Origin of the sequence: Ornithinimicrobium kibberense (assembly GCF_006519705.1) — a bacterium.
Taxonomy (GTDB): Bacteria; Actinomycetota; Actinomycetes; order Actinomycetales; family Dermatophilaceae; genus Ornithinicoccus; species Ornithinicoccus kibberensis.
This window is the reverse complement of the sequence record NZ_VFXM01000004.1, coordinates 110,862-136,048: the sequence shown is the minus strand read 5'-3', so window position 1 is coordinate 136,048 and position 25,187 is coordinate 110,862. Positions and strand designations below refer to the sequence as shown.

At 73.6% G+C, this 25,187-nt stretch carries 20 protein-coding genes; 4 read left to right on the top strand and 16 right to left on the bottom strand.

The window, feature by feature from the left end:
- Nucleotides 1-24: 24 nt before the first annotated feature.
- The 8 genes from FJR00_RS04550 to FJR00_RS04515 form a co-directional block, all read right to left on the bottom strand.
- On the bottom strand, nucleotides 25-540 hold the full coding sequence (locus FJR00_RS04550) for a hypothetical protein (RefSeq protein WP_141337653.1): 516 nt from the start codon (nucleotides 538-540) through the stop codon (nucleotides 25-27).
- Nucleotides 537-2,042, bottom strand: coding sequence for a long-chain-fatty-acid--CoA ligase (locus tag FJR00_RS04545; RefSeq protein WP_141337652.1), 1,506 nt, complete (start codon nucleotides 2,040-2,042; stop codon nucleotides 537-539). Before FJR00_RS04545 ends, FJR00_RS04550 begins: the two co-directional genes overlap by 4 nt.
- Before the next feature lie 4 nt (nucleotides 2,043-2,046).
- A complete protein-coding gene (locus FJR00_RS04540) occupies nucleotides 2,047-2,337 on the bottom strand; it encodes a hypothetical protein (RefSeq protein ID WP_141337651.1) in 291 nt (96 codons plus the stop codon).
- Between the two features lie 72 nt (nucleotides 2,338-2,409).
- On the bottom strand, nucleotides 2,410-3,816 hold the full coding sequence (locus tag FJR00_RS04535; RefSeq protein WP_238330297.1) for an MFS transporter: 1,407 nt from the start codon (nucleotides 3,814-3,816) through the stop codon (nucleotides 2,410-2,412).
- Nucleotides 3,817-3,901: 85 nt separating this feature from the next.
- A complete protein-coding gene (locus FJR00_RS04530; RefSeq protein WP_141337650.1) occupies nucleotides 3,902-4,840 on the bottom strand; it encodes a carbamate kinase in 939 nt (312 codons plus the stop codon).
- 40 nt (nucleotides 4,841-4,880) lie between these two features.
- The gene (locus FJR00_RS04525; protein ID WP_141337649.1) at nucleotides 4,881-5,732 is read right to left on the bottom strand and encodes an NmrA family NAD(P)-binding protein; all 852 of its coding nucleotides are present in this window, start codon (nucleotides 5,730-5,732) and stop codon (nucleotides 4,881-4,883) included.
- Between the two features lie 8 nt (nucleotides 5,733-5,740).
- Nucleotides 5,741-7,618, bottom strand: a complete 1,878-nt coding sequence (locus FJR00_RS04520) for a hydantoinase B/oxoprolinase family protein (protein WP_141337648.1) — start codon at nucleotides 7,616-7,618, stop codon at nucleotides 5,741-5,743.
- Nucleotides 7,615-9,801, bottom strand: a complete 2,187-nt coding sequence (locus FJR00_RS04515; RefSeq protein WP_141337647.1) for a hydantoinase/oxoprolinase family protein — start codon at nucleotides 9,799-9,801, stop codon at nucleotides 7,615-7,617. Before FJR00_RS04515 ends, FJR00_RS04520 begins: the two co-directional genes overlap by 4 nt.
- 208 nt (nucleotides 9,802-10,009) lie before the next feature.
- On the opposite strand from FJR00_RS04515, the gene FJR00_RS04510 reads away from it, so the two are divergent.
- On the top strand, nucleotides 10,010-10,405 hold the full coding sequence (locus FJR00_RS04510) for a VOC family protein (protein ID WP_141337646.1): 396 nt from the start codon (nucleotides 10,010-10,012) through the stop codon (nucleotides 10,403-10,405).
- 73 nt (nucleotides 10,406-10,478) lie between these two features.
- Here FJR00_RS04510 and FJR00_RS04505 read toward each other — a convergent pair whose 3' ends face one another.
- The 8 genes from FJR00_RS04505 to FJR00_RS16490 all read right to left on the bottom strand — a co-directional run bounded on the left by FJR00_RS04505 (nucleotide 10,479) and on the right by FJR00_RS16490 (nucleotide 21,151).
- Nucleotides 10,479-11,528 carry a proline racemase family protein gene (locus FJR00_RS04505; RefSeq protein WP_141337645.1) on the bottom strand — a complete coding sequence of 350 codons (1,050 nt, stop codon included), beginning with the start codon at nucleotides 11,526-11,528 and terminating at the stop codon, nucleotides 10,479-10,481.
- Nucleotides 11,518-12,618 carry an alcohol dehydrogenase family protein gene (locus tag FJR00_RS04500; RefSeq protein WP_141337644.1) on the bottom strand — a complete coding sequence of 367 codons (1,101 nt, stop codon included), beginning with the start codon at nucleotides 12,616-12,618 and terminating at the stop codon, nucleotides 11,518-11,520. The genes FJR00_RS04505 and FJR00_RS04500 overlap by 11 nt, the downstream gene beginning before the upstream one ends.
- Before the next feature lie 123 nt (nucleotides 12,619-12,741).
- On the bottom strand, nucleotides 12,742-13,407 hold the full coding sequence (locus tag FJR00_RS04495; protein ID WP_141337643.1) for an SRPBCC family protein: 666 nt from the start codon (nucleotides 13,405-13,407) through the stop codon (nucleotides 12,742-12,744).
- 17 nt (nucleotides 13,408-13,424) lie between these two features.
- Nucleotides 13,425-15,848 (bottom strand): aerobic carbon-monoxide dehydrogenase large subunit, encoded by a 2,424-nt coding sequence (cutA, locus tag FJR00_RS04490; RefSeq protein ID WP_141337642.1) that lies wholly within the window; start codon nucleotides 15,846-15,848, stop codon nucleotides 13,425-13,427.
- A complete protein-coding gene (locus tag FJR00_RS04485; protein WP_141337641.1) occupies nucleotides 15,845-16,459 on the bottom strand; it encodes a 2Fe-2S iron-sulfur cluster-binding protein in 615 nt (204 codons plus the stop codon). The genes cutA and FJR00_RS04485 overlap by 4 nt, the downstream gene beginning before the upstream one ends.
- The gene (locus FJR00_RS04480) at nucleotides 16,456-17,385 is read right to left on the bottom strand and encodes an FAD binding domain-containing protein (protein ID WP_141337640.1); all 930 of its coding nucleotides are present in this window, start codon (nucleotides 17,383-17,385) and stop codon (nucleotides 16,456-16,458) included. Before FJR00_RS04480 ends, FJR00_RS04485 begins: the two co-directional genes overlap by 4 nt.
- Nucleotides 17,386-17,598: 213 nt before the next feature.
- Nucleotides 17,599-19,146 (bottom strand): uracil-xanthine permease family protein, encoded by a 1,548-nt coding sequence (locus tag FJR00_RS04475; RefSeq protein WP_141337639.1) that lies wholly within the window; start codon nucleotides 19,144-19,146, stop codon nucleotides 17,599-17,601.
- Between the two features lie 346 nt (nucleotides 19,147-19,492).
- Entirely contained in the window at nucleotides 19,493-21,151 is a 1,659-nt protein-coding gene (locus tag FJR00_RS16490) for a PucR family transcriptional regulator (protein ID WP_141337638.1), read from the bottom strand.
- A gap of 62 nt (nucleotides 21,152-21,213) precedes the next feature.
- On the opposite strand from FJR00_RS16490, the gene FJR00_RS04465 reads away from it, so the two are divergent.
- From FJR00_RS04465 to FJR00_RS04455, 3 genes are read left to right on the top strand one after another with little or no spacing between them, the layout of a single operon-like run.
- The gene (locus FJR00_RS04465) at nucleotides 21,214-22,203 is read left to right on the top strand and encodes an oxamate carbamoyltransferase subunit AllH family protein (protein WP_141337637.1); all 990 of its coding nucleotides are present in this window, start codon (nucleotides 21,214-21,216) and stop codon (nucleotides 22,201-22,203) included.
- Nucleotides 22,200-23,702: an FdrA family protein gene (locus FJR00_RS04460; protein ID WP_238330296.1), complete on the top strand. Its 1,503-nt coding sequence runs from the start codon at nucleotides 22,200-22,202 to the stop codon at nucleotides 23,700-23,702. Before FJR00_RS04465 ends, FJR00_RS04460 begins: the two co-directional genes overlap by 4 nt.
- Nucleotides 23,699-25,129, top strand: a complete 1,431-nt coding sequence (locus FJR00_RS04455; RefSeq protein ID WP_141337636.1) for a YlbE family protein — start codon at nucleotides 23,699-23,701, stop codon at nucleotides 25,127-25,129. The genes FJR00_RS04460 and FJR00_RS04455 overlap by 4 nt, the downstream gene beginning before the upstream one ends.
- The last annotated feature ends 58 nt before the right edge of the window (nucleotides 25,130-25,187 follow it).

The window sequence follows — 25,187 nt, the reverse complement described above, 5'->3', positions numbered from 1 at the left end:
GCACAGGGCGGGTCGGCGCGCTCGTCAGCCGGGAGAGACGACCAGGGCCGCGTCGGCCGCCCCCTCGCCGCATCCCGCCGACAGGCCCTCCAGCCGGTCGACCGGGACGGCCACGGCGTCCAGCTGCACCGGCCCGCCGACCTCGATCGTCACGTCTTCCCACGTCACCGACGGCCTGCTGCCGGCGGTGAGCTCGCTGCCCTCCGGGAGCACGAGGAGCGCCGGCGGACCCTGCCGGTCGACGGACAGGCATCCTCCCGGGCCGGTGACGAGCTGACCGGTGACCGGGGAGGACGCCCCGGAGGGGACCTCTCCGGCGGTGACCAGGACGATCCCGCCGTCGGTCGTCGTCCCGACCGGCAGCGGACCGGTGTCCGCGGAGATCGTGCCGGCCGCGTCGTCCGGGACGGTGTCGACGACCGCCGGCGGTTCCGGGTCCTCGGTCTCCTGCTGGGCGCAGCCGACCAGGGCCAGGACCACGGCCGCGCCGCCGAGGGCCCGCGCGACCCGCGCCGGCCCGCCGGTCGGCCGTGGCGTCACGAGGTCCGCAGCTCGCGCTTGAGGATCTTGCCGGTCGCGCCCTTGGGCAGCTCCTCGATGAGGTGGACCGTCCGCGGGTACTTGTACGGCGCCACCTGCGAGCGCACGTGCTCGATGAGCTCCTCCTCGGTCGCCTGCGCACCCGGCGCGAGCACGACATACGCACTGACTTCCTCCCCCAGCTCGGGGTGGGGCACGCCGACGACGGCGGCCTCCGCGACCGCCGGGTGCTCGTAGAGCAGCTCCTCGATCTCGCGCGGGTAGACGTTGAGCCCGCCGCGGTTGATCATGTCCTTCTTGCGGTCGACGATGAAGTAGTAGCCGTCCTCGTCGACCCGGGCCAGGTCGCCGGAGTGGAACCACCCGTCGGCGTCGATCGCCTCGGCGGTCGCCTCGGGCTTGCCCCAGTAGCCCTTCATGATGTTCTCGCCGCGGATGCAGATCTCCCCGATCCCGCCCTCGGGCTCCTCGCCCTCGCCGACGGCGCCGGCGAGCTTCATCTCCACCCCGCGCACGGGTATGCCGATCGAGCCCGCCTTGCGCTCCCGGTCGGGGTGGTTGAACGAGGCGACCGGGCTGGTCTCGGACAGGCCGTAGCCCTCGAGGATCTGGCAGCCGAAGGTCTCCTCGAACCGGCGCATCAGCTCCACCGGCAGGCTGGCCCCGCCGGAGACGGCCGTGCGCAGGGTGGACAGGTCGGGGACCCGGCCGGCGGAGGTGGCGGAGGCGAGCATGGCGCCGTACATCGTCGGGACGCCCTCGAAGACGGTGACCCGGTCGCGCTCCATGATCTCCAGCGCCCTGGCCGGCTCGAACCGTGGGATGAGGGTCAGCGCCGCGCCGGTGCTCACCGCGGTGTTGAGCGCGCAGGTCATCCCGAACACGTGGAACAGCGGCAGGCAGCCCATGACCACGTCCTCGGGGCCGAGGTGCAGCAGCGTCTCGGTCGTGGTGGCCTGGTTGGTCTGCAGGTTGTCGTGGGTCAGCTCGGCGCCCTTGGGCCGGCCGGTGGTGCCCGAGGTGTAGAGGATGACCGCGGTGTCGTCGCCGGCACGCTCGACGACCTCCTCGACCGGGTCGGTGGCCTCCTCGCCGTGGACGTAGGAGCTCAGGCCCTCGGGGCCGACCGCGAGCACGGGGACGCCGGCGGCCTCCGCGGCGGCGGTGACCTCGTCGCCGGGCAGAGCGACGAGGAGGCTGGCCCCGGAGTCCTCGAGGTAGTACTGGATCTCGCGCCGCTTGAACAGCGGGTTCATCGGCACGACGATCCCGCCCAGCCGCAGCGTGGCGTAGTAGATGACCGGGAAGGCCGGGACGTTGGGGAGCATCAGCGCGACCCGGTCGCCGACGCCGATGCCCCGGCTGCGCAGCCACCCGGCGAGCTGGCGGGCGGAGGCCTCCAGCTCGGTGTAGCTGAGCCGGACGTCGTCCAGGACGATCGCGGGGCGGTCGCCGTGCCGCTCGGCGGTGCGGGTGAGGTTGGTGGCGAGGTTGGCACTCATGGGTTCATCCTGCCCGCCGGGCCACGGCGGCCGCAGCCACCCCCGCCGCGACGAGGGTGGTGAGGCAGCCGATCGGCAGCGGCAGGCAGCAGCCGCCGACGGTGACGCGGGTGTTGCCCCGGCGCCAGGTGCGGCCGGGGAGCGGGCCCAGGCCGCCGGGCTCGGAGGTCCACCCCTCCGGCTGCTGGGCGCGCCGGCGCACCTCGTCCTCGGCCCAGGGGTCGGCCGGTTCGGCCCCGGGCGGCTGGTCGGGATCGGGGAGACCGTCGCGGGGACCGGGGCTGGGGAAGGTCATGTGGCCGATCGTGGCACCGTCACCGCGGTTCGGCAGGTCGAGGCCGCTCGGCAGGTCGAGGCCGTGCCGCTCTCACATCCGGTGGTCGGTGTGCTCCTTGACCGGCAGCATCGCCAGGGCGCCGGCCGCGAGGATGAGCACGATGCCGAGGATCCCCCAGTACTGCGTGTTCTCCTCGCCGGTGACGCGGGCGCCCAGCCAGATGCCCAGGCCGAAGGCCGCCGGGGACAGGAACGAGACCACCCGGCCGGTCGTGGCGTAGAGCCCGAAGATCTCGCCACTCTTGCCCTCCGGGATGAGCCGCGCCAGGAACGATCGGGACGCCGCCTGGGCTGGCCCGACGAAGACGGTCAGCCCGAGGCCGAGCACCCAGAAGACCGTCTTGCCCCCGTCGTGGAGGAAGAAGATCAGCAGGCCGAGCACGACGAGGGAGAACAGCGACAGAAGGATGACCTTCTTGGGGCCGAACCGGTCGTCGACCGCGCCGAACCCGATCGTGGCCACGCCCGCCACGATGTTGGCCGCGGCGCCGAAGATGATCACCTCGCCGGCGCTCATCCCGAAGGTCCCGGCGGCGAGGACGGCGCCGAAGGCGAAGACCCCGGCCAGCCCGTCGCGGAACAGCGCCGAGGCCAGCAGGAACCAGACCGTATGCCGCGAGGTCCGCCACAGCCGGCGGACCGTCCCGAAGAGCAGCCGGTAGGAGTCGACGATCCCCACCCGGGGCGCCCGCGGCACCGGACGGTCCTTGAGGGCCGTGAGCGCCGGGATGGTGAAGAGCGCGATCCAGATGCCGCACATGAGCATCGAGACCCGGATGTCCAGGCCCTCGTCACCGGTGACCCCGAACAGCCCCACCTCGGGGGAGATGAAGAGGAAGTACATCGCCAGCAGCGCCACGATGCCGCCCAGGTAGCCGAACCCCCAGCCGTAGCCGGAGACCCGCCCGACGGTCCGCGGGGTGGCCACCTGCTCGATGGTGGCGTTGTAGTTGACCCCGGCGATCTCGGAGATGACCGAGCCCACCCCGAGCAGGACCAGCCCCAGGGCGAGGTATGCCGGGTCAGGCTTGACGAGGAAGAGCGCCGCGGCGATCAGCGCCAGCAGCCAGGTCTGCCAGCGCAGGTTGCGCACGGTGCGCCCGGACCGGTCGGAGTTCTGCCCCAGGACCGGGGCCAGCGCAGCGACGAACAACCCGGCGACCCCGGTCGCCAGGGCGAGCATCTGGGAGGTGTAGTTGGTCGAGCCGAAGCTCTCGCCGGTGATGTAGACCGCGAAGACGAAGGTGGTGATGACGGTGTTCCAGGGCTGGCTGCCCCAGTCCCAGAACGCCCAGGCCGTGATCTTGCCAAGACCCGCTCCCCCGGACGCCTCGAGGGAGGTGGTGACCTTGGCGGGGTCGAGGGTCCCCGTCGGGGCGGGGTCGGCCGGCCGGCGCTCGCCCGGGCCGGTCACGGTGTCGTCGTCAGCGGTGGCCACGGGACCGACCGTAGAGGATCGGGCCCGCGCGGGGGGCTCGGCACGGCCGGAGCCGTCGAGGTCGGGCCGTCCGCGAGGGGATGGCTCAGGCCGACGGGACGACGATCGTCCCGGTGCCGCCCTCGACGGCGCGGGCGATCGACGGCAGCGAGGTCACCACGGCCCGTGGGCCGCCGCCCTCGACGAACCGGGTCACCGCGTCCACCTTGGGAAGCATCGAGCCGACGCCGAACTCGCCGGCCTCGATGTGGCGCCGCATCGTCGCGGCGTCGACCTCGCCGATCGGCCGGGCCTCCGGGGTTCCCCACCGCAGCACGGCGTGCTCCACGTCGGTGGCGATGACCAGCAGGTCTGCACCGACCTGGCGGCTGAGCAGGGTCGCGGTGAGGTCCTTGTCGATGACGGCCTCGATCCCCTCGTAGCCGCCGGCGGCCGACGCGACGACCGGGATCCCGCCGCCGCCGGAGGAGACGACGAGGAAGCCCTGCCCGACGAGCGCCTCCACCGCGGGGGCATCGACGATCTCCCGCGGCTCGGGCGAGGGCACGAGCCGCCGCCAGCCCTTGGCCCCCTCGTCCCGCCACGACTGGCCCTGCTCGACCATCCGGGCGGCGTGCTCGGCGTCGTTGTAGGGGCCGACCGCCTTCGTCGGTGCGTCGAACGCCGGGTCGTCGGGGTCGACGAGCGTGCGGGAGACGAGGGTCGCGACCGGCCGGGGCGTGCCGACCGCGGCGAGCCGGCGCTCCAGGGCGTTCATCAGGGTGAAGCCGATCGTCCCCTGCGTCTGCGCCCCGCACCAGTCCAGGCTCACCGGCGTCAGCAGGTGGGCGGACAGCTCGTTCTTGAGCAGGATGTTGCCGACCTGGGGCCCGTTGCCGTGGGTGACGACGACCTCGTGACCGGCGGCGACGAGCGTGGCGATGTGCCCGGCGGCCTCCTCGATGGCGGCCCGCTGGTCGTCCGGGCTCGAGCTGCCGTCGGTGGCGGTCATGGCGTTGCCCCCGAGGGCGACGACGATCCTCATGCAGGTGTCCTTCGGTCGGTCCGGCGACGGTGCCGGAGGGTCATCGGGCGTGCCTGCGCAGCAGGTCGGTCCAGGTGGTGGGCGGGCGGCCGAGCAGCCGGGCCAGCGGCTGCGGGTCGGCGGTGAAGCCGGTCCCGTCGTAGGCCCGGAACATCGCCTCCAGGTCGGCGGCCGCACCGGGGTCCAGCCCGGCCCCCGGGCCCGCCCGCCACTCCTCGACGGTCGTCGCGGCGGCGGTGACCGGCCGGCCGAGGACGCGGGTGGCTCGCGCCGCCAGGTCGGCGACCGTGAGGTCCTCAGGCCCGGCGAGCACGTGCGTCGACCCGGGCTCGAGCTCGCCGGCGAGGGCGGCCGCGGCCACCTCGGCGACGTCGTCCAGGTCGACCAGGCTGAACGGCGCGTCCAGCCGGTAGGGCACCTCGATGCGCCCGTCCAGCGCCGGCGCCAGCAGGTTCTGCTGGTAGGCGCACGGCCGCAGCACGACCGCGTCGGGCCGCACCGCGCGCAGCTCGCGCTCGGCCCGCCCCTTGCGCACGTGGTGCGGCATCCGGGCGTCGTCGGGGTCGGCGACCGAGTGGTAGACGATCTGTGCGACGCCCTCCTCCTCGGCGACCCGCGCGGCCCGGGCGACGATGTCCACCTCCGCGGGGTGCAGGTTGGGCACGATCAGGTATGCCGCGTCCGCGCCGCGGAGGGCGTCGACCAGCCCGTCCCCGGTCAGGAGGTCGGCGACGGAGCGGTCGACGCCGTCGGGCAGCCCCGGGGCGTCCGTCCTGGACTCCACGTGCCGGGTGGTGCCGCGGACGTGCAGGCCGCGACGCAGCGCCGCGCGGGCCACGGCGCGACCGGTCTTGCCGGTCGCGCCGAGCACCGTGACGGTCGCCGCGTCCACGCCCGTGCTCAGAGCCAGTCGACGTCCGCCGAGGTGGCCCCGCCGGCCAGCTGGGCGTAGCCCGGGCCGCGGTCGAAGAACGGCTCCTCGCCGCGCCCGTCCCGCAGCTGCGCGCGCAGCTGCTCGGTGGCGGCCGCGTCGATCACGGGGTCCTCCTTGGTGCCGGAGGCGACCACGCCGTAGTCGCGGCGGGCGCCCTCGAAGGAGACCTTGCCCCAGCGCAGGTCGCGCTCGACCTCCTCGACCGGGCGCTCCAGCGGGTCGCCCCAGCCGCCGCCGCCGGTGGTCCGGATCCGGATCACCTGGCCGGCCTTGACGGGCTCGGCGTCGGCGAGCGCATCGACATACCTCTCCTCGGGACCGCCCGGGTCGATGCACACCTCGAAGGGGCGCCCCGCCTTGCCACCCTTGACGCCCCAGCAGGCCAGGATCGAGCGGTCGGCGATGGACATGAAGTTGGCGTCCTTGAGCATCCGGATGTGCTTCTCGTAGCCCAGGCCGCCGCGGTAGCGCCCGGGGCCGCCGGAGTCGACGGCCAGGCCGAGGCGCTCGACGAGGAACGGGAAGCGGGACTCGGTGAACTCGGTCGGCAGGTTGCGCGAGTCCGGGACGACGTGGATGGTGTCCTCGCCGTCGGCGTAGTAGCGCCCGCCGGCGCCGCCGCCGAGCACCTCGCGCATGAGGTAGTCCTTGCCGTCGCGGTCCTTGCCGTAGACGCCGGTGTAGCGGATCGTCTCCTGGTCGGCCGGCATCTTGCCGTCGACCGCCTTGGCGATGACGCCGGCGAGCACGCCGAGCAGGCGCAGGATGACGAAGGTGCGGGCGTTGGTCGGCGCCGGGAAGATCGGGGTGAGCAGGGTGCCCTTCTCCGGGAACTTCATCTCGATGAGCGGCACCACGCCCTCGTTGACGTCCAGCTCGCCCATCCGCTCGGGGGTGTCGGCCAGGTTGCGCAGGATCGGGGCCAGCCACTTCTTGAGGAAGTTGCCGTCGGCGTAGTCGCCGCAGTGGTTGATCGGGCCCTTGGCCTGGGGGGCGGTGCCGGTGAAGTCGATGGTGATCTTCGGGCCGTCGCCCGGGCCGCCGGTGCTGGTCTTGGTCAGGGTGATCCGCTGGGTGTGCAGCTTGGGCTCGTCGACGCCGTCGTGCTCGGCGTAGTCCTCCCAGACGTACTCCCCGTCGGGGATCTTGGACAGGATCTCGCGCCGGTAGGTCTCGGTCGTCTTGTCCAGGATCGCCTGGAAGGCGGCCTCGACGGTCTGGCGGCCGTAGCGCTCGAACAGCTCGGTGAGCCGGGCCGCGCCCATGAGGCAGGCGGAGCACTCGGCGTCCAGGTCGGCGGCCAGCGACTCCGGCATCCGGGAGTTGCGGGTCATGATCCGCAGCGCCGCCTCGTTGGGCACGCCCTGGTCCCACAGCTTGATCGGGGGGACCATGAGGCCCTCCTCGTAGACGCTCGTGGCCGCCGACGGCATCGAGCCGGGGGTGGCCCCGCCGATGTCGTCGTGGTGGCCGAACGCCTGGACGAAGCAGACGACCTCGCCCTCGTGGAAGACCGGCACGGTGACGCACAGGTCGGGCAGGTGGCCGATGCCGCCCTCGGACTCGTAGACGTCGTTGTGGAAGAACACGTCCCCGGGCTTCATCGTCTCCAGCGGGAAGTCGCGGGCGACGGGGTGCACCAGCGCGCTGTAGGACCGGCCGGTCAGCTTGCGCAGCTGGCGGTCGTGGATGCCGGCGCGGAAGTCGTGCGCGTCACGGATCATCGGGCTGCGCGAGGTGCGGGCGATGGCGGTCTCGACCTCCATCTCGACCGAGGCCAGGGTGCCCTGGACGATCTCGACGACGATCGGGTCGACGGCCGGGTCGGTGGTGGGGGTGCTCATGCCTGCTCCTCCTGCTGCGTGCCGGCGACGACGCCGCCGCCGGGCTTGGTGATGACGAGGTTGCCCCAGGCGTCGACCCGGACCTGGAAGCCTGGGTGGACGGGGACGGTGGAGCCGAACTCCTCGATGACGGCCGGGCCCTGGAGCTGGTCGCCGTCCCGCAGGTCGGGGCGCCAGTAGACCAGGGTGTCGACGTAGCCGTCGGCCGCGTCGAAGCAGACCGGGCGGGTCGAGGTGCGGGCGCGCTCGGCGTCGCCCTCGCCGGTGCCGATCTGCGGGATGGACGGCCGGGTGATCGGGCCGACGCCGGTGACGCGCAGGTTGACCCACTCGACCTCCTGGCGGTCGTCGCCGCGGAAGTCGTAGCCGTAGAGCGCCTTGTGGGCGTCGTGGAAGGCCTCGGCGACCTGGTCGGCGGCGGCCTCGTCGAGCTCCTCCACCGGGACCGGCACCCGCACCTCGAACGCCTGGCCCACGTAGCGCAGGTCGGCGGTCCGCTGGAACTGGTGGTCGGCGCGGTCGAAGCCCTCGAGGTCCAGCGCATGGGTGGCACGGGCGGTGAGGTCGTCGTAGGCCCGGTTGAGCTGGCCCAGGTCGAGGTGGACGTGCTTGGCGACCATCGTCTGCACGTAGTCGTTCTTGACGTCCACGGTGAGCAGGCCGAACGCCGAGACGTTGCCCGGGTTGAGCGGGACGATGACGCCGGCCAGGTCGAGGATGTCGACGAGGCGGCAGGCCAGCAGCGACCCGGACCCGCCGAAGGTGGCGAGCATGAAGTCGCGCACGTCCAGGCCACGCTTGACCGAGATCTGGCGCAGGGCGTTGGCCTGGTTCCAGGCGCTGATCTCCAGGATGCCGGTGGCCGCGTGCTCGACGTCGAGGCCGAGCCGGCCGGCGATCTCCTCCAGGCCGGCCCGGGCCGCGTCCACGTCGAGGGGGATCTCGCCGCCCAGCAGGTGCGGGGGGATCCGACCGAGCAGCAGGTGGGCGTCGGTGATGGTCGGGGCGCCGTCGGCGCCGCCCTTGCCGTAGCAGAGCGGGCCGGGGTCGGCGCCGGCCGAGTGCGGGCCGACCTTGAGCGAGCCGTCCGGGGAGATCCAGGCGATCGAGCCGCCGCCCGCGCCGACGGTGACGACGTCGATCATCGGGATCTTGGAGGGGTAGGCCCCGACCGAGCCCTCCGTGGTCAGCGTCGGCTCGCCGCCGAGCACGACCGAGACGTCGGTGGACGTGCCGCCGCCGTCGCAGGTGAGGACCTTGTCGAAGCCGGCCAGGCCGGAGACCATCGCCGCGCCGAGCGCGCCGGCCGCGGGGCCGGAGAGCACGGTGGTGATCGGCTGGTGGACGACCTCCTCGGCGGAGAGGACGCCGCCGTTGGACTTCATGATGTAGAAGGGCATCGCCCGGGGGCCTTCGGTCCCCGTGGACCCCCCGGAACCCTCTGCGCCCTTGACCTCGGTGCCGGTGTAGGACCGCAGGCGCTCGGAGATGTTGGCCACGTAGGCGCTGACCTTGGGCTTGACGGCGGCGTCGACGAGGGTGGTCATCGAGCGCTCGTACTCGCGGTACTCGCGCAGCACCTCGCTGGACAGGGAGACGACCGCCTGCGGGTGCTCCTCGGCGAGGATCTCGCGCATCCGCGTCTCGTGGGCGGGGTTGGCGTAGGCGTGCAGGAAGTTCACGCCGAGGGTGTTGATGCCCTTGTCCTTGAACCAGCGGGCGACCGCGCGGGCGCCCTCCTCGTCGAAGGGGCGGACCTCGTTGCCCTCGAAGTCCATCCGGCCGCCGACGGTCTTGACGAGATCGGCCGGGACGATGCGCTCGGGCTTGACCCAGAAGTAGGAGTTGCCGTAGCCGTCCGGCACGGCCTGGCGGGCGATCTCCAGGACGAACTCGTAGCCCTCGGTGGTGATGAAGCCCAACGGGTCGAGCTTGGCCTCGAGCAGCTGGTTGGTCGCCACCGTGGTGCCGTGGGAGACGGCGGTGACGTCCTCGCCGGTGGCGCCGAGGATCTCCAGCACCTTGTCGACGCCGTTGATGAAGCCGTCGGCCGGGTTGCTCGGCGTGGACGGGGTCTTGGTCGTGGTGATCGTCCCGGCGTCCTCGTCGAAGGCGACGACGTCGGTGAACGTCCCTCCGGTGTCGATGCCGATCCTGATCCGGCGGTGCGTCGCGGTGCTCATCCAGCGTCCCTTCGGGTGGAGGTTGCCGGTCGGTCGGGGGTCCGTGCCGGCGCGTGCGTCTGGGTCGAAGTCAACCCTCCCCAGGCCGCGTCATCCCCGGCAAGATGTGACGACGAGTCATCGAGCGTTCGGCAACAGTCGCTGTCGGTGCCGGGTGACAGACTCGTCCGGGTCCGCACGCAGGGTGCGGCTCGGAGGAGGAGGACCCATGTCCCGCGTCGTGCACTTCGAGATCCAGGCCGAGGACGTCGAGCGTGCGAAGACGTTCTACGCCGACGTGTTCGGCTGGACCTACGAGGACTACAGCCAGATGGTCGGCTCGCCCTACTTCGGCATCGTCACCGGGTCCGGCGACGAGCCCGGCATCAACGGCGGCCTGCTGCCGCGGCCGGCCGCCACGCCCGGCGAGGGCCAGGGCACCAACGCGTTCGTCTGCACCATGGGGGTCGGCGACTACGACGTGACCGAGCAGAAGATCCTCGAGGCCGGCGGTCGGGTGGCGCTGCCCAAGTGCGCGCTGCCGGGGATGGCGTGGCAGGGGTACTACCTGGACACCGAGGGCAACACGTTCGGGATCCACCAGCCGGACCCCGAGGCCCGCTGACTCGACGAGCTGGCTGCCGACAGCCGTCGGCCGCGCAGCGGGTCGACACCCGGCACGTCCCTGCCGACCAGGGTCAGGGACCGGCGGGGCCGGTCAGCAGCTCCCAGATCCCCTCGGCCTCGGTGAGGTCGTCGTCGAGGTTCACCACCAGCTCGGTACGACCCAGCGTGAACGCCCGTCCGGTGACGGTGGACGTGGTGGCGTCGCGGCCGTGCAGGGCGGTGCGCTCGACGATCTGGCCTCCCATGGTGGACCCGGAGGGAGAGATGCTGGTCACCCGGTCACCCACGCCCAGCACGCCGTCGTCGGCCAGCAGCGCCAGCTGGGCCGCGGTGCCGGTGCCGGTGGGGCAGCGGCACACCACCCCGGGGTGGACGTAGGTGGCGCTGGTCATCTGCAGCCCGTCGGCACCCTCGGTCACGGGGCCCGCGAGGTTGACGAACGCGAGCGGACCGGTGTCGCCGTGGTCGGGGTGCACGAGCTGCAGGTCGGCGGAGGCGACGAGGCACAGCGCCAGGCCGAAGTCGGCCAGCACCGGTCGCTCGGGCTCGGTGAGGGCGAAGCCGTGGGCCGCGGCGTCGACGACGGAGTAGAAGCAGCCGGACCAGACCAGGTCGTAGGTGACCTCGCCGAACTCGGGCAGCTCGGCGGTGCGCCCCCGCTCGAGCACCCACGCGGGGTCGCAGGCGAGCGTCACCGAGTGGACCCGCCACCCGTCGTGCTCGACCTCGGCGCGGACGAGCCCCGCGGGCGCCTGCAGGTGTACCACCTGCCGCCCGGGCGGTCCCATCGGCACGTAGCCGCTCTCCAGCAGGGCCGTGGCGACGCAGATCGAGTTGGAGCCCGAGAAGTAGGGGTAGCCCATCGCCTCCATGACCACGTAGCCGGCCTGCGCCTGCGGCAGGTCGGCATCCACCACGACGTTGGCGCACATCGCCGGCTCGCCGTAGGGCGGGGAGAGCAGCAGCCGGCGCAGGGCGTCTCCCTCGGACTGGAGCCAGGCCCGCTTGGCCGGCACGCTGTCGCCCGGGACCTGAGGGATGCCGCCCACGACGACGCGGCTGACGTCGCCGCCGTAGTGGGTGTCGATGAGTCGGATGCGGCGACGGTGCTCAGGCGGCATGGTGCGCCCCGACCTCGTCCCACCGGGCGTCGGGCACGACGACGAGGTTGCCGACGAAGCCCTTGGCCATGAACGCCCGCTGGGCGTCGTGGAACTGGCTCAGCCGGTAGGTGCCGGCGAGCAGGGGGCGGACGGCGCCGGACTCGATGTAGCCGACGAGGCGCCGGAACGCGGCTCGCGTCCCCTGGGAGGAGCCGTGCAGCTCCAGGTGCTTGAGGTAGACGGTGCGCAGGTCCAGCTGCACGACCGGACCGCCGATGGCGCCCGCGGTGGTGTAGCGACCCTCGGGCCGCAGGACGCGGAGCAGGTCGTTGAACAGGTCGCCGGCGACAAGGTCGGCCACCACGTCGATGGCGGCCCCGCCGGTCGCCTCGGCCACCGCCTCCACGAGGTCGCCCTCGCCGCGCAGCACCACGCCCTCGGCGCCGATCGCGCGCACGGCGTCGGCCTTGCCGGCGCTGGTGACCGCGTAGGGGATGGCGCCCCGGGCCCGGCACAGCTGGACGAGCCCGGAACCGACGCCGCCGGAGGCTCCGGTGATGAGCACCCGTTCGCCCTCGGCCACCCGGGCCCGGTCGAGCATGTGCTCGCCGGTGAGGTAGGCGCAGGAGAACGTGGCCAGCTCGGCGTCGTCGATGTCGCGCCGGACCACGTGGGCGTGGTCGGCTGGCACCACCTGGTACTCCGCATAGCCGCCGTCTCGCCCGTGGCCCAGGTAGTCGATGTCGGCGAGGCTGTCGTCGTCGCGGTTGTAGATGGAGAAGTCCACCATCACCCGCTCGTCGACGCGGGCCTCGTCCACGCCGGCGCCGACGGCCACGACGCGGCCGACGGTGTCGGTGCCCTGGATGCGGGGGAACTGCAGCGTCGAGCGGCCCCGGCGCCAGGTCGACACCGCCACGGGGTCCTCCTCGAGGCCGTAGGCCCCCTCGCGCACCCACACGTCGGTGTTGTTCATCCCGCAGGCGCTGACCTCGAGCAGGACCTCACCGGGACCGGGCTCGGGCACGGGCACGTCGGTCCGGTGCTCGAGCCGGTCGAGGCCGCCGTGGCCGGTGAGCACCACGGCCTGCATCGTGGCCGGGATCATGCGGTCATTGAAGCAGACCGGGCCGGTGCCCGGGGCGGATCGGACGGCCCCGGTCGGCCGGACGGCGCGACCGGTCGTGGCCCCGGGGAGGGCCACATCTGGTCGCGCCAGGCGGTAGTTGGCTCAGCGGCGGCGCAGGCGGGCGCCCAGGGCGACGCCGACGAGCGCGATGGCCGCGCCGGTGACCATCGGCACGAGCTGGCCTGACGCACCGGCCGGACCGACGGCACCGGCCGACGACCCTCCCGACGACGCGCTGCCTGCGACGAGCGGACGGGCCGGGGCGACGGCGTCCGTGTCCGGCCCCCCGGCCTCGGCCTGCCCGGCCTCCTCCGCCGCGGCCGAGCCGCCGCGCGCGAGGTCCTTGTCGATGTTGGTGAAGAACTGCGTGGCCAGCCGCTTGGCGACCGAGGAGAGCATCCGCTGGCCCACCCCGCCGACCGGCCCGCCGACGGTGGCGTCGGCCGTCCAGGCCAGGTCGGTGCCGCCCTCGTCGGCCTGGCTCAGCCTGACCTCGACGTCGGCGTTGACCGTCCCGGGGCCGCCGGCGCCGGACAGCGAGAGCACGAAGCTCTCCGGCTCGGTCTCCTGCGAGAACACCGCCTCCCCGTCGTAGGTGCCCTTGATCGCGGCCACCCCGGCGGTCACGGTCATCGCGAACCTCCCGGGCCCGACCTCCCGCAGGCTCTGCGCCCCGGGCAGGCTGCGCTCCAGGACGCCCGCGTCGTGGAAGGCCTCCCAGGCGGTGGCCGGGTCGACGGACAGGTGGTTGGTGCCGGTGATCTGCATCGGGGTCTCCTCGGGGGTCAGGCGTGGGGGGTGGCGGCCGCGCCGTCGTCGGCCGCGGGCTCGTCGGCGTGCCGGCGGCGCAGCTCCCACAGGTCGTGCGGCGAGATGGGCATGCGGGTGATCGGGATGCCCTCGGCGTCCTCGATCGCCGAGGCGATGGCGGCCGAGGCGGGGATGGTGCCCGCCTCGCCGGCGCCCTTGATGCCCAGCGGGTTCAGCGGCGAGGGGGTCTCGAGGTGGTCGGTCTCGATCTGCGGCACCTCGGTGGCGAACGGCATGAGGAAGTCCATGAACGAGGCGTTCATCAGCTGTCCGTCCTCGCCGTAGGCCAGCTTCTCGTAAAGCGCCCCGCCGATGCCCTGGGCGACGCCGCCGTGGACCTGGCCCTCGACGATCATCGGGTTGAGCATCGGGCCGCAGTCGTGCACCACGCAGTAGCGCAGGACCGTGATGTCCGCGGTGTCGGGGTCGGTCTCGACGACGGCGGCGTGCATGCCGTTGGCGAAGGTCGTGCGCACCGGCGAGAAGAAGTCACTCTCCTCCAGTCCCGGGTGCTCCTCGTCGGCGATCGGCGGCTTGGTCTCGTCCACCTTGCCCCCGAACTGGGTGGCCGCCCGCGCGGTCTCGTCGAAGGCATACCGCAGGGGGTTGGCCAGCACCGCGACCATGGGGAGCGGGATCTGGGAGTCGGGCGCGCCCTTGACCTGCACGATCCCGTCGACGATCTCCAGGTCGTCGGGGTTGGCCTCCAGGGCGTCGGCGGCGATCTGCAGCGCGCGCTCCTTGACCTTGCGGGCGGTGAGCAGCAACGCGTTGCCGCTCATCACCGCGCCGCGCGAGCCCCACGTGCCGACCGAGTAGCTCATCCGCCGGGTGTCCCCCGTCGTGACGTGCACGTCCTCGACCTTGACGCCGAGCTCGTCGGCCACGATCTGGGCGAACACGGTCTGGTGGCCCTGGCCCTGCGTGGTCAGCCCGGTCGAGACGTTGACCCGGCCGTTGGTCTCGATCTCGATGTGCCCGCCCTCGTAGGGGCCGGCCCCCGTCCCCTCGACGTAGCAGGCCATCCCGATCCCGACCCGGCGACCCTGGGCCCGGGCCTCCTCGCGGTAGGCCTCGAAGTCGTCCCAGCCCACGAGCGCCTTGAGCTTGTCGAGGCTGGTCGGGAAGTCGCCGGAGTCGTAGATGCCCATCCGGCCGTCCTGCAGCACCATGCCCAGGTCCCAGGGGAACTCCTCGGGCTGGATGAAGTTGACCGAGCGCACCTCCGTGCGGTCCTTGCCCAGGCTGCGCGCTACCGCGTCGATCGTGCGCTCCATGAGGTATGCCGCCTGCGGGCGCCCCGCGCCGCGGTAGGGGGTGACGATGACCGTGTTGGTGTAGAGCGAGGTGTAGGTCACCGAGAAGTTGCGCATCCGGTAGGGACCGGGGATGTGCGTGGCGGTGTTGAGCGGCACGATGACGCCGTAGGGCAGGAACGCCCCGTGGTCGTGCCACAGCTGCACCTCCATCCCCAGGATCTGGCCGTCGTCGTCGAAGCCGACGCGCACGTGCTGCAGCTGCTGGCGCTCGTGCGCCGAGGAGATGAAGTGCTCGCGCCGGTCCTCGACCCACTTGACCTGGGTCTGCATCCGCATGGCCGCGGCGGCGACCGCGACGTCCTCGGGCCAGGGGTGGTTGATCTTGACGCCGAACCCGCCGCCCACGTCGGGTGCGACGACGTCGACCTTCGACAGCGGCAGGCCGAGCTTGGCGGCCAGCGCGGCCCGCAGGCCGGTCGAGGTCTGGGTGGAGGCGTGGACCTTCAGCCGGCCCTCCTCTGCGTCCCAGCGGGCCAGGATGCCCTTGCCCTCCATCGGCATGCAGGCGCTGCGCTCGATGTCGAGGTCCAGCTCGAGCACGTGCGGGGCCGCGGCGATCTGCCCGGCGGCGTCGCCGAGGTGCTGCTCGTAGTAGGCGCCGACGTTGCCGGGGGCCTCCTCGTGGACGAGGCGTTCGGCCGCGCGGGCGGCGGCGACGCCGACGACGGCGGGCCGCACGTCGTACTCCACCCGGACGCGCTGGGCGGCGTCCTCGGCGACGTAGCGGTCGGTGGCCACGATCATCACGATCGGCTGGCCGACGTGGTGGACGGCGTCGCGGGCCAGGGCGTAGCCGGTGACCGGGTGCTGGATGCTCGGGTGCGGGATGAGCATCGGCAGCGGGTCGGCCGCGGTGCCGGTCTCCTGCAGGTCCTCCCACGTCCAGACCGCCACGACGCCGTCGACGTCGATGGCCCCGGTGACGTCGATGTCGACGATCCGGGCGTTGGCGTGCGGGCTGCGGACGAACGAGGCGGCCAGGGCCCCGTGACCCAGGTCGTCCAGGTAGCGGCCGTCGCCGCGGACGAGCCGGGGGTCCTCGCGGCGCTGGACGCGCGAGCCGACGGTGCGGGTGCTCATGCCTGCTCCTCCCGCCGGATCTCGGCCGCCCGGCACACCGACTTGACGATGTTCTGGTAGCCGGTGCAGCGGCACAGGTTGCCGGCGACGGCCTCCCGGGCCTCCTCCTCGGTGGGGTCGGGGTTCTCGTCGAGGTAGGCGGTGACCGTGGTGATGAACCCCGGGGTGCAGAAGCCGCACTGCAGGCCGTGGCACTCCACGAACGCCTGCTGGACCGGGCCCAGCCCCCCGTCGGTGCCGCCGAGCCCCTCGACCGTGGTGATCTCCGAGCCCTGGGCGGTCGCGGCGAACATCAGGCACGCACGGACCGGCTGCCCGTCGAGCAGGACGGTGCAGGCCCCGCAGACGCCGTGCTCGCAGCCGACGTGGGTGCCGGTCAGGCCGAGGTCGTGACGGAGCGCGTCCGACAGCAGCCGTCGGCCGGGGACGCGGACGTGGTGCTCGGCGCCGTTGACCCGCAGGTAGACGTCGAGCAGCTCCTCGGGCTTCGCGTTGCCGCCGGCGGGGTCGAACGCCGCGCGGGGGACGGTGGTGACGACCCGGCCGCGGACGGAGTCGGAACGGTGCCGGGCCGGGGCGGGCGTGCCGGGCCCGTCGGTGGGGGTGCTCATGCGCTGACCTCCTGGTCGGGGGCGGCCGCGCCCGCGAGGGAGGACAGCAGCCGCTGGGTCTGGACGACGGCGAGGTGACGCCGGTAGTCGGCCGAGGCGTGGATGTCGTCGACCGGGTCGACGTGGGCGGCGACCGCCTCGGCGAGGGCGTCGGCCAGCCGCCGGTCGCGGACGTCGTCGAGGGAGGCTGCGCCGAGGACGGGGGTGAGGTCGAGGACGCCGGGGACCTCGCTGACCGAGACGTAGCCGGCGCGGGCCGCGCGGATGCGTCCGCCGCCGGTGCCGCCCGACGAGCCCGCGTCACCGGCCTCCTCGACCTGCACGGCCAGGGCCACGCCGGCGAGCGCGTAGTCGCCGTGCCGCCGGGCGATCTCGGTGAACCCGGTGCGCGTCCCCGCGGGGAACCGGCCGAAGCGCGCCTCGACGGCGATCTCGTCGTCGGCCACGCAGGACTCCATCGGCCCGACGAAGAACTCCGCGGCCGGGACGACCCGCTCGCCGCCGGCCGAGCGCAGCAGGACCGACCCGTCGGTGACCGCAAGGATCGTCGGCATCTCGCCGGAGGGGTCGGCGTGCACGATCGAGCCGACGGTCGTCCCGCGGTTGCGGATGGCGGGGTGGGCCACCCAGCTCAGCGCCTGCCGCAGCAGCGGCTGGGCCGTGCGGGCGGCCGAGTGCGACAGCAGGGCGGCGTGCCGCACGAGCGCCCCGACGACCACGGCGTCGTCCTCGACGGTGACGTGGTCCAGCCCGGGCACCCGGTTGAGGTCGACGAGGTGGGCCGGGTTGGCCAGCCGCATGTTGAGCACGGGGACCAGCGACTGCCCGCCGGCGAGCACCTTGGCGTCCGGGCCCAGCTCTGCCAGCAGGGCCAGGGCCTCGTCGAGGTCGGCCGGCGCGTGGTAGCCGAAGGGGGCCGGTTTCATCGGTCGATCACCTGTCCTGGGGTGCGGGGTCTGGGTCGGTGGTGCGCTGCTCGGGGTCGGTGCCGGGAGGAACGGAGGGTATGCGGTCGCGCCGGGCCGGGCGGGCGCACCCCCCGGGTCCCACGACCGGGCACGCGACCCGGCGGCGCGACCGCATACCCCGTCGGGGTGCGCGGGCCGGGTGCCCGGTCGGGCACCCGGCCCGCGAGGAGGTCAGCGACCGCGGGGCTGGTCGTCGTCCAGCGGGTCGACCTCGGTCGTGGGCCGGTCCTCCACGATGAGGTGTCCCTCGGAGGTGCGGCCCAGGATGCGGTGGCCGTAGAGCCCGTAGTCGTCGGCCAGGCCGAGGTTCTCCAGGTTCTGGTTGCCGGGCGGGTCGGCGAAGGTCGCGGTGCCCAGCTGGTCGTCCTTCATGGAGGCCGGCATGAGGGCGCGGACCAGGTGGTAGGCCGCGATCGTCACGATGGTGCCGAAGGCGATGCCGGCCAGGGAGAACGAGTCGCCGATGTTCAGCGAGGTGTCGCCGACGGCGATGATGATGCCGGCCGCGACGGGGACCAGGTTGATCGGCTTGGAGAAGTCGACCCGGTTCTCCACCCAGATCTTGGCGCCGAGCAGGCCGATCATGCCGTAGAGGACCACGGTGATGCCGCCGAGCACGCCGCCGGGGACGGCCGAGACGAGCGCGCCGAACTTCGGCGAGAGGCCGAAGAGGATCGCGACGAGGGCCGCGACGTAGTAGGCCGCGGTCGAGTAGACGCGGGTGGAGGCCATGACGCCGATGTTCTCGGCGTAGGTCGTGGTCGGCGAACCACCGACGGAGGTGGCCAGCATGGTGCCGATGCCGTCCGCGGCGACCGCCCGGCCCATGACCGGGTCGAGGTCGTGGCCGGTCATCTCGGCGACCGCCTTGACGTGGCCGACGTTCTCGGCGACGAGGGCGACGACGGCCGGGATCATCAGCAGGACGAAGGTCAGCTGGATGTCGGGCAGGTGCCAGCCGACGACGCCGGCGGCGTTGTCGGTGGCCGGCGGCAGGCCGAACCAGGGCGCCGAGACGACGCCGTCCCAGTTGACCCGGTCGTGCGTGTCGACCTCGCCGGTGCCCGCGTTGTAGGCGGTGATCGGGCCGGTGAGCACGTCGGCCAGCCAGGAGGCGACGTAGCCGAAGATCAGGCCGAGCAGGACCGAGACACGGCCCCAGAACCCGGGCAGCACGGTGGCGAGCAGGATGGTGACGACCATCGTCGCGAGCGCGATCCACTGGTCCTGCGGCCAGTAGATGTCGGCCACGACGGGCGCCAGGTTGAAGCCGATGAGCATGACGACCGCGCCGGTGACGACCGGCGGCAGGACCTTGGTCAGCGTGGCGGCGCCGACGAAGTGGATGAAGACACCGGTGATCGTCAGCACGACGCCGGCCACGAGGATGGCGCCGGTCACCTGCTGCGGCGTGCCGCCCTGGGCCATGACGGCCGCGACACCACCGACGAACGCCGCGGAGGTGCCGAGGTAGGAGGGCACCTTGCCCTGGACGATGAGCAGGAACGCGATGGTCGCGATGCCGCTCATCATGATCGCCAGCTGCGGGTTCAGGCCCATGATCAGCGGGAACACGAACGTGGCGCCGAACATCGCCACGACGTGCTGGGCCCCGAGGCCGATCGTCTTGGGCCAGCTCAACCGCTCGTCCGGGGCGACGACCGCCCCCGGCGCCGGGGTGCTGCCGTCCCCGTGAAGCTTCCAACCGAATGCCGACACTGCCGCTCCTTCGTCCGTGAGGCGGGTCACGGGCCACCGGCTCACCGGTGAGCACGCCTCTGTGACGCACGACACTAGGCCCGCTCGAGGTTCCGGTGAATCGGCACACTGTGACGTCTGCCTCGGGTCCCGTCGGGCACAGTCTGCCCGAGGGGGTATGCCGTGCCCGCCCGCCGCGCCGCAGGGTGGTGGCGTGGGGTGCTGCTGCACTCACCTGCGGGCCCGCGGACCGGCCGCCCCGGCCTGGCCGATCCTCTCGCGTGACGGCTTCGAGCCCCTCCCGGGGCCACAACTCGTCGGGCGAACCGCCGGGCGGGCCACATCGACACCCCCGGGCCAGCTCCGCTCAGTGGTGGTCGAGCTGGCGGGCCTGCAGGGCCAGCATGATGGCGAACCGCAGCCGGGGGTCGGTGGTGAACGGGCCCAGCATCCGCTCCAGCTTGCCGATCCGGTAGCGCAGCGAGTTGTAGTGGAAGTGCAGCGCCCGGGCGGTCGAGGCGACGTTGAGGTTGTTGTCCAGGAGCACGGTCAGGGTCGTGCGCAGGTCCTCGGCGTCCTCGGACCGGTCATCGGCCAGCGGACCGAGCGTCTCGGCGACGAAGCTGGCCAGCTCGGCCCGGTCCTCCACCTGCGACAGCAGCCGGAAGACACCGAGGGCGTCGAAGTGGGTGATCGCCCGGGCGCCGTGCAGCCGTCGGCCCACCTGGACGGCCTTGCGCGCCTCGGCGTAGGCCCGCGGCAGGTCGTCCAGGCCGGTGATCGTGCGGGAGACGCCGGTGGCGAACGCCCGCCGCCCGCCGCCGCCCCGCCCGTGGACCTGACCGGCCATGAGCCGGACGCGCTCCGTGACGCCGGCCGGGTCCAGCTCCTCGGGCACCCCCAGGAGCACGACGACCTCCTGGCTGAACCCGGCCACGGCGGCCGTCTCGTCGTCGGCGCCGGCCACCCGCTCCCAGGCGGCCCGGAACCGCTCGGGCAGCGTCCGCGAGACGGGGTCGTCGTCGGGCGCCTCCTCGGCCTCGGCGACGACGACGGCCAGGGGGCGGCGCAGGTCCCAGCCCAGCTCGGCGGCGTGGGCCGCGACCCGCTCGGCGTCCCCGGCCCGGCCGAGGAGCGCGTCGCGCAGGAAGTCGGCGCGGTACTTGCCCTCCACGGCCGCGACGGCCTGCTGCTTGGTGATCGCCAGGGCGGCCGCGGTCGTGGCCTGCCCGACGACGTGGTTGTCCTCGGCGGTGAACGGGTCCTCGCGCAGCAGGACCAGCCGGCCCAGGTCGGCCCGGCCGCCGGTGACCCGGGCGACCAGCCGGTGGACACCGTCGAAGTCGACCGAGACGCCCGGCACCTCGGTCTCGACGACGAACCGGCCGGTGGGGTCGAACCCGGGCAGGTCGGCCCACCGGGCGGGCAGCTCGCCGGCGTGGGCGAGCACCCGCCCGTCCATCGTCGTCACCAGCGCCGTCCGGGCCAGGTGGCGCACGACCCCCTGGCAGACCTGGTCGAGGTCCCCGCCCTCGATGACGACGCCGACGAGGTCCTGCAGCACCTGCTCGGCCCGGGCGAGGGTGTCGGCCCGGCGGTTGATGACGATGGTGAGCACCTGGTTGATGACGTCGTCGAAGCCGAGGTCTTCGGGGATGGTCACCACCGGGAAGCCGCGCCGGTCGGCCTCCGCGAGCGCCTCGGCAGGCAGCTCGTCGACGTAGCGGGCCAGCTTGATCGCCAGCCCGGCCAGCCCGTGGTCGTCGAGGTCGCCGATCCACTGCGCCATGTCCGACTCGACGTGGGCCCGCAGGGGGTATCCGGTCGTCAGGAGCAGCTCCCGCTGGCGGACCCAGGGCAGCACGTCGGGGACCTCCATGACGTTGACGCTGCCGACGACCCGGTCGAGGCCGTCGCCGCCGGCCAACAGCTTCGACCCCTGCATGACCGGCAGGGCGAGCACCTCGTGGACCGACATGCCCGAGGGCCCAGGGGACGGCGGCACGGGCGAGAGTTGACGATCCATGCCCGGATCGTTGTCATTTCTGACCGGCACCGCAAGTGCCGACCGCTGAATACTGTGGCGCAATGCCGACCGCCAGCGCCGTCGCGCCCCTCGCCCGGCCGGGACGGACCGTCCGCCCGGCCGCTGCGGCGACCCTGCGCCCGGCCGCGGCATCGACCCTCGCGCCCGCCTGGCTGCACGGCACCCCCGGCCCGGCCCAAGTGGTCGCGGTCTTCGACGTGGCCGTCTACCTGCGGCGCGGCCAGGACGTCCTGCCGCTGCTGGCCCCCGAGGCGCTGGCGCTGCCGGGCGGCCTGCGGGTCGCCGACGGGGCCGACCTCGACGTCCTGGGGCTGACGGTCGGCGACGAGGTGAGCGTGGGGCACGGCCAGGTGGTGGCGCGCGCCGGCGGGCTCGTCGTCCGCCGGACCTGGCGCCCGCAGCGGGTGCCGTCGGCCGACCTGTCCCCCGACGCCCGCGCCACCGCCCTGGCCGCGATCGCCGGCCGCACGCGCATCGAGGACGACCTCGGGCCCGTGCTGGCCGACCTGGCCACCGGGCTCGTCGCCGACCTCGGGCGCACGCCCGACGGGCAGCTCGTCGGTCACGGGACGCCGCGCCCCTCCCCCGTCCGCAGCCTCGTCGGGCTCGGCCCCGGCCTGACGCCCGCCGGCGACGACGTGCTCTGCGGGGTGCTGCTCGGCCTGCGCGCCACCGGCGACGAGCAGGCCCGTTCCGCCCTCGAGCGCGAGGTCACCCCCCTGCTGGGCCGCACCACCGCGCTGTCGGCCACCCTGCTGGGCCGCACCACCGCACTGTCGGCCACCCTGCTGCGCCACGCTGCAGCGGGGTATGCCGTCCCGCCCCTCGTCGCGCTCCTGCGCGCCTGGCACGCCGGGGCTGACGAGCACCGGCTGGCCGCCCTGGCCGTCGAGGTGGCCGCCGTCGGCCACACCTCCGGCGCCGCCCTCCTGCTGGGGCTGGCCACGGTGCTGGCCCCGCCGCATACCCCCCTGCCCATCCCAGACCCGGCCGCCGCACCGGCGGTCGGACCTCCGAGAGGAACGTCGTGACTGATTCGGTCGAGATCCGTCGTGGTGTCTACCACGACTCCGTGACCCTGATGCAGGTGTCCCAGCGGGTGCGCACGGCACCCGGCGTGCAGGACGCGCTCATCGGCATGGGCACCGAGCTCAACCTGGGGCTCATGCGCGACGTCGGCTTCGACGTCCCCGCCGAGGCCGGCCCGAACGACCTGGTCGTGGCCCTGCGCGGGGACGACGAGACCGCCGTCGCCGCAGGCCAGGACATGCTGACCGCCGTGCTGGCCGAGCTGCACGACCGCTCCCGCGCCCAGGGCTCGACCACCGAGGTCGCCCCGCGCACGGTCGGCTCGGCCGCCCGGCGCGGCTCGGCCGGGATCGCGCTGGTGAGCACGCCCGGGCAGTACGCCGCGCTGGACGCCCTCGACGCGGTGAACGCCGGCCTGTCCGTGATGCTCTTCAGCGACAACGTGCCCCTGGAGGAGGAGATCGCGCTCAAGGACGCCGCGGCCGCCCGCGACGTGCTCGTCATGGGCCCCGACTGCGGGACGGCCGTCGTCAACGGGGCCGCGCTCGGCTTCGCCAACGTCGTGCGACCCGGGCAGATCGGCATGGTCGCCGCCTCGGGCACCGGGGCCCAGCAGGTCATGTCGCTGCTCGACCTCGCCGGCGAGGGGATCAGCCACTGCCTCGGCCTCGGCGGACGCGACCTGTCGGCCGAGGTCGGCGGCCGGTCGGCCAAGCAGGCGCTGCGCGCGCTGGCCGCCGACGAGGCCACCGAGCACGTCGTCATCGTCTCCAAGCCGGCCGCCGAGGAGGTCGTCGGCGAGTTGGAGACGCTGGCCGACGAGCTGGGCGTGTCCGTCACCTGGGCCACGCTCGGGCGCGGCCGCCCGGACCTGACCGCGGCGACCGAGCAGACGCTGCGCGACGCGGGGGCGCAGGTGCCGGAGAGCTGGCCGTCGTGGGGGGCGGACGGGGAGGCCTCGGGCGCCTCGGGGTCGGCCGGCCACCTGCGCGGTCTCTTCTGCGGCGGGACCCTGGCCGACGAGGCGATGATCATTGCCGAGGACGTCCTCGGTCCGGTCGCCTCCAACATCCCGCTCGAGGGCGCCCCGCACGTGTCCGGGCACGACACCCTCACCGGCCACGCGGTCGTCGACTTCGGCGAGGACGAGATGACCCAGGGCCGGGCCCACCCGATGATCGACCCGTCGCTGCGGCTGGAGAGCATCCGGGCCCAGGGCGCCGACCCCACCTGCGGGGTCCTGCTCCTCGACCTCGTGCTCGGCCACGGCTCCCACCCCGACCCGGCGGGCGACCTGGCCGCCGCGGTCGGGCAGGCCCGCTCCGCGGCCGAGACCGACGGGCGGACGCTGCCGGTCGTCGTCTCCCTCGTCGGCACGGAGTCCGACCCGCAGGGGCTGCAGCGCTGCGCCGAGGCCCTCACCGCCGTCGGCGCCTCGATCTTCACGTCCAACGCCGCCGCCACCCGCGCGGCCCTGGCCCACCTCGGAGGTACCCGATGACCACCCCGCACGACACCCCGCTGCGCGGCCTGCTGCAGACCGAGCCCGCCGTCGTCACCGCCGGCGCCGAGCTGTTCGCCCAGGAGCTGCGCGACCAGGCCGTCCCCGTGAGAGAGGTCGAGTGGCGGCCCCCGATGGACGGCACCGCCGAGGCCCTCGCCACCGTCCTGGCCGACCCGCGGCTGGCCGAGGCCAACGCCCGGGCTCTGGAGCTGATCACCTCCGCCGAGGCCGAGCTGGTGCGGGTGGCCCCGGCCAGCGAGGTGCTGGACCTCAAGCCCGGCGAGTTCCTGCACAGCGGTCCGCCGCTGACCTGGGACCGCGCCTCCGGCCCGATGCGGGGCGCCCTCATCGGCGCGATGCTCTTCGAGGGGCTGGCCGCGACCCCCGAGGAGGCCGAGGAGAAGCTCGCCGGACCGGACATCACCCTCGCCCCGTGCCACAGCCGCGGCGCGGTCGGTCCGATGGCCGGGGTCATCTCCCCCTCCATGTGGCTCTTCGAGCTGCGGGACCCGGTGCACGGCAACGTCTCCCACTGCTCGCTCAACGAGGGCCTGGGCAAGGTGCTGCGCTACGGCGCCTACTCCGAGGAGGTCATCACCCGGCTGGAGTGGATGCGCGACGTGCTCGGGCCGGTGCTCGCCGAGGCCGTGGAGCGGCACGGGCCGGTCGACGTCAAGGCCTACCTGCCGCAGATGCTGCAGATGGGCGACGAGGGCCACAACCGCAACCGCAGCGCCACCCTGATGTTCCTGCGCGACCTGCTGCCGCACATCGTGGGCCAGGTCGGCGAGCGCAGCCAGGACGACGTCGCCGAGGTGTGCCGCTTCGTCGGCGCCAACGACCACTTCGCGCTCAACCTCGTCATGCCGGCCTGCAAGCTGGCGATGGCCGCGGCCAAGGACATCCCCGGCTCCTCGGTCGTGGTGACGATGGCCCGCAACGGCACCGACTTCGGCATCCAGCTGGCCGGCACCGGCGACGCCTGGTTCACCGCCCCGGCGGACACCCCCGAGGGGCTCTTCCTGGGGAGCTTCGGCCCGGAGGACGCCAACCCGGACATCGGCGACTCGGCGATCACCGAGACCGCCGGCATGGGCGGCTTCGTCATGGCCGCCGCCCCGGCGATCGTGCGACTGGTCGGCGGCGACGTCGACTTCGCCCTCACGACGACCCGCACGATGTACGAGATCACCCTCGGCGAGCACCCCTCGCTGCAGATCCCGATCCTGGAGTTCCGCGGCGCCCCCATCGGCATCGACGCCGTCGCGGTCGCCCGCACCGGTGTCCTGCCGCAGATCAACACCGGCATGGCCGGCAGGGTCGCCGGCACCGGCCAGGTCGGCGCCGGCCTGGTCAACCCCCCGGCCGACGTGTTCGTCCAGGCGCTCACCGCCCTGGCCGAGCAGGTCCCCGCCTCCGCCTGACCCGACCACGTCGCGCGCCGGGTCCTCTGTCCCGGCGCGCGACGGCATAAACCCACCC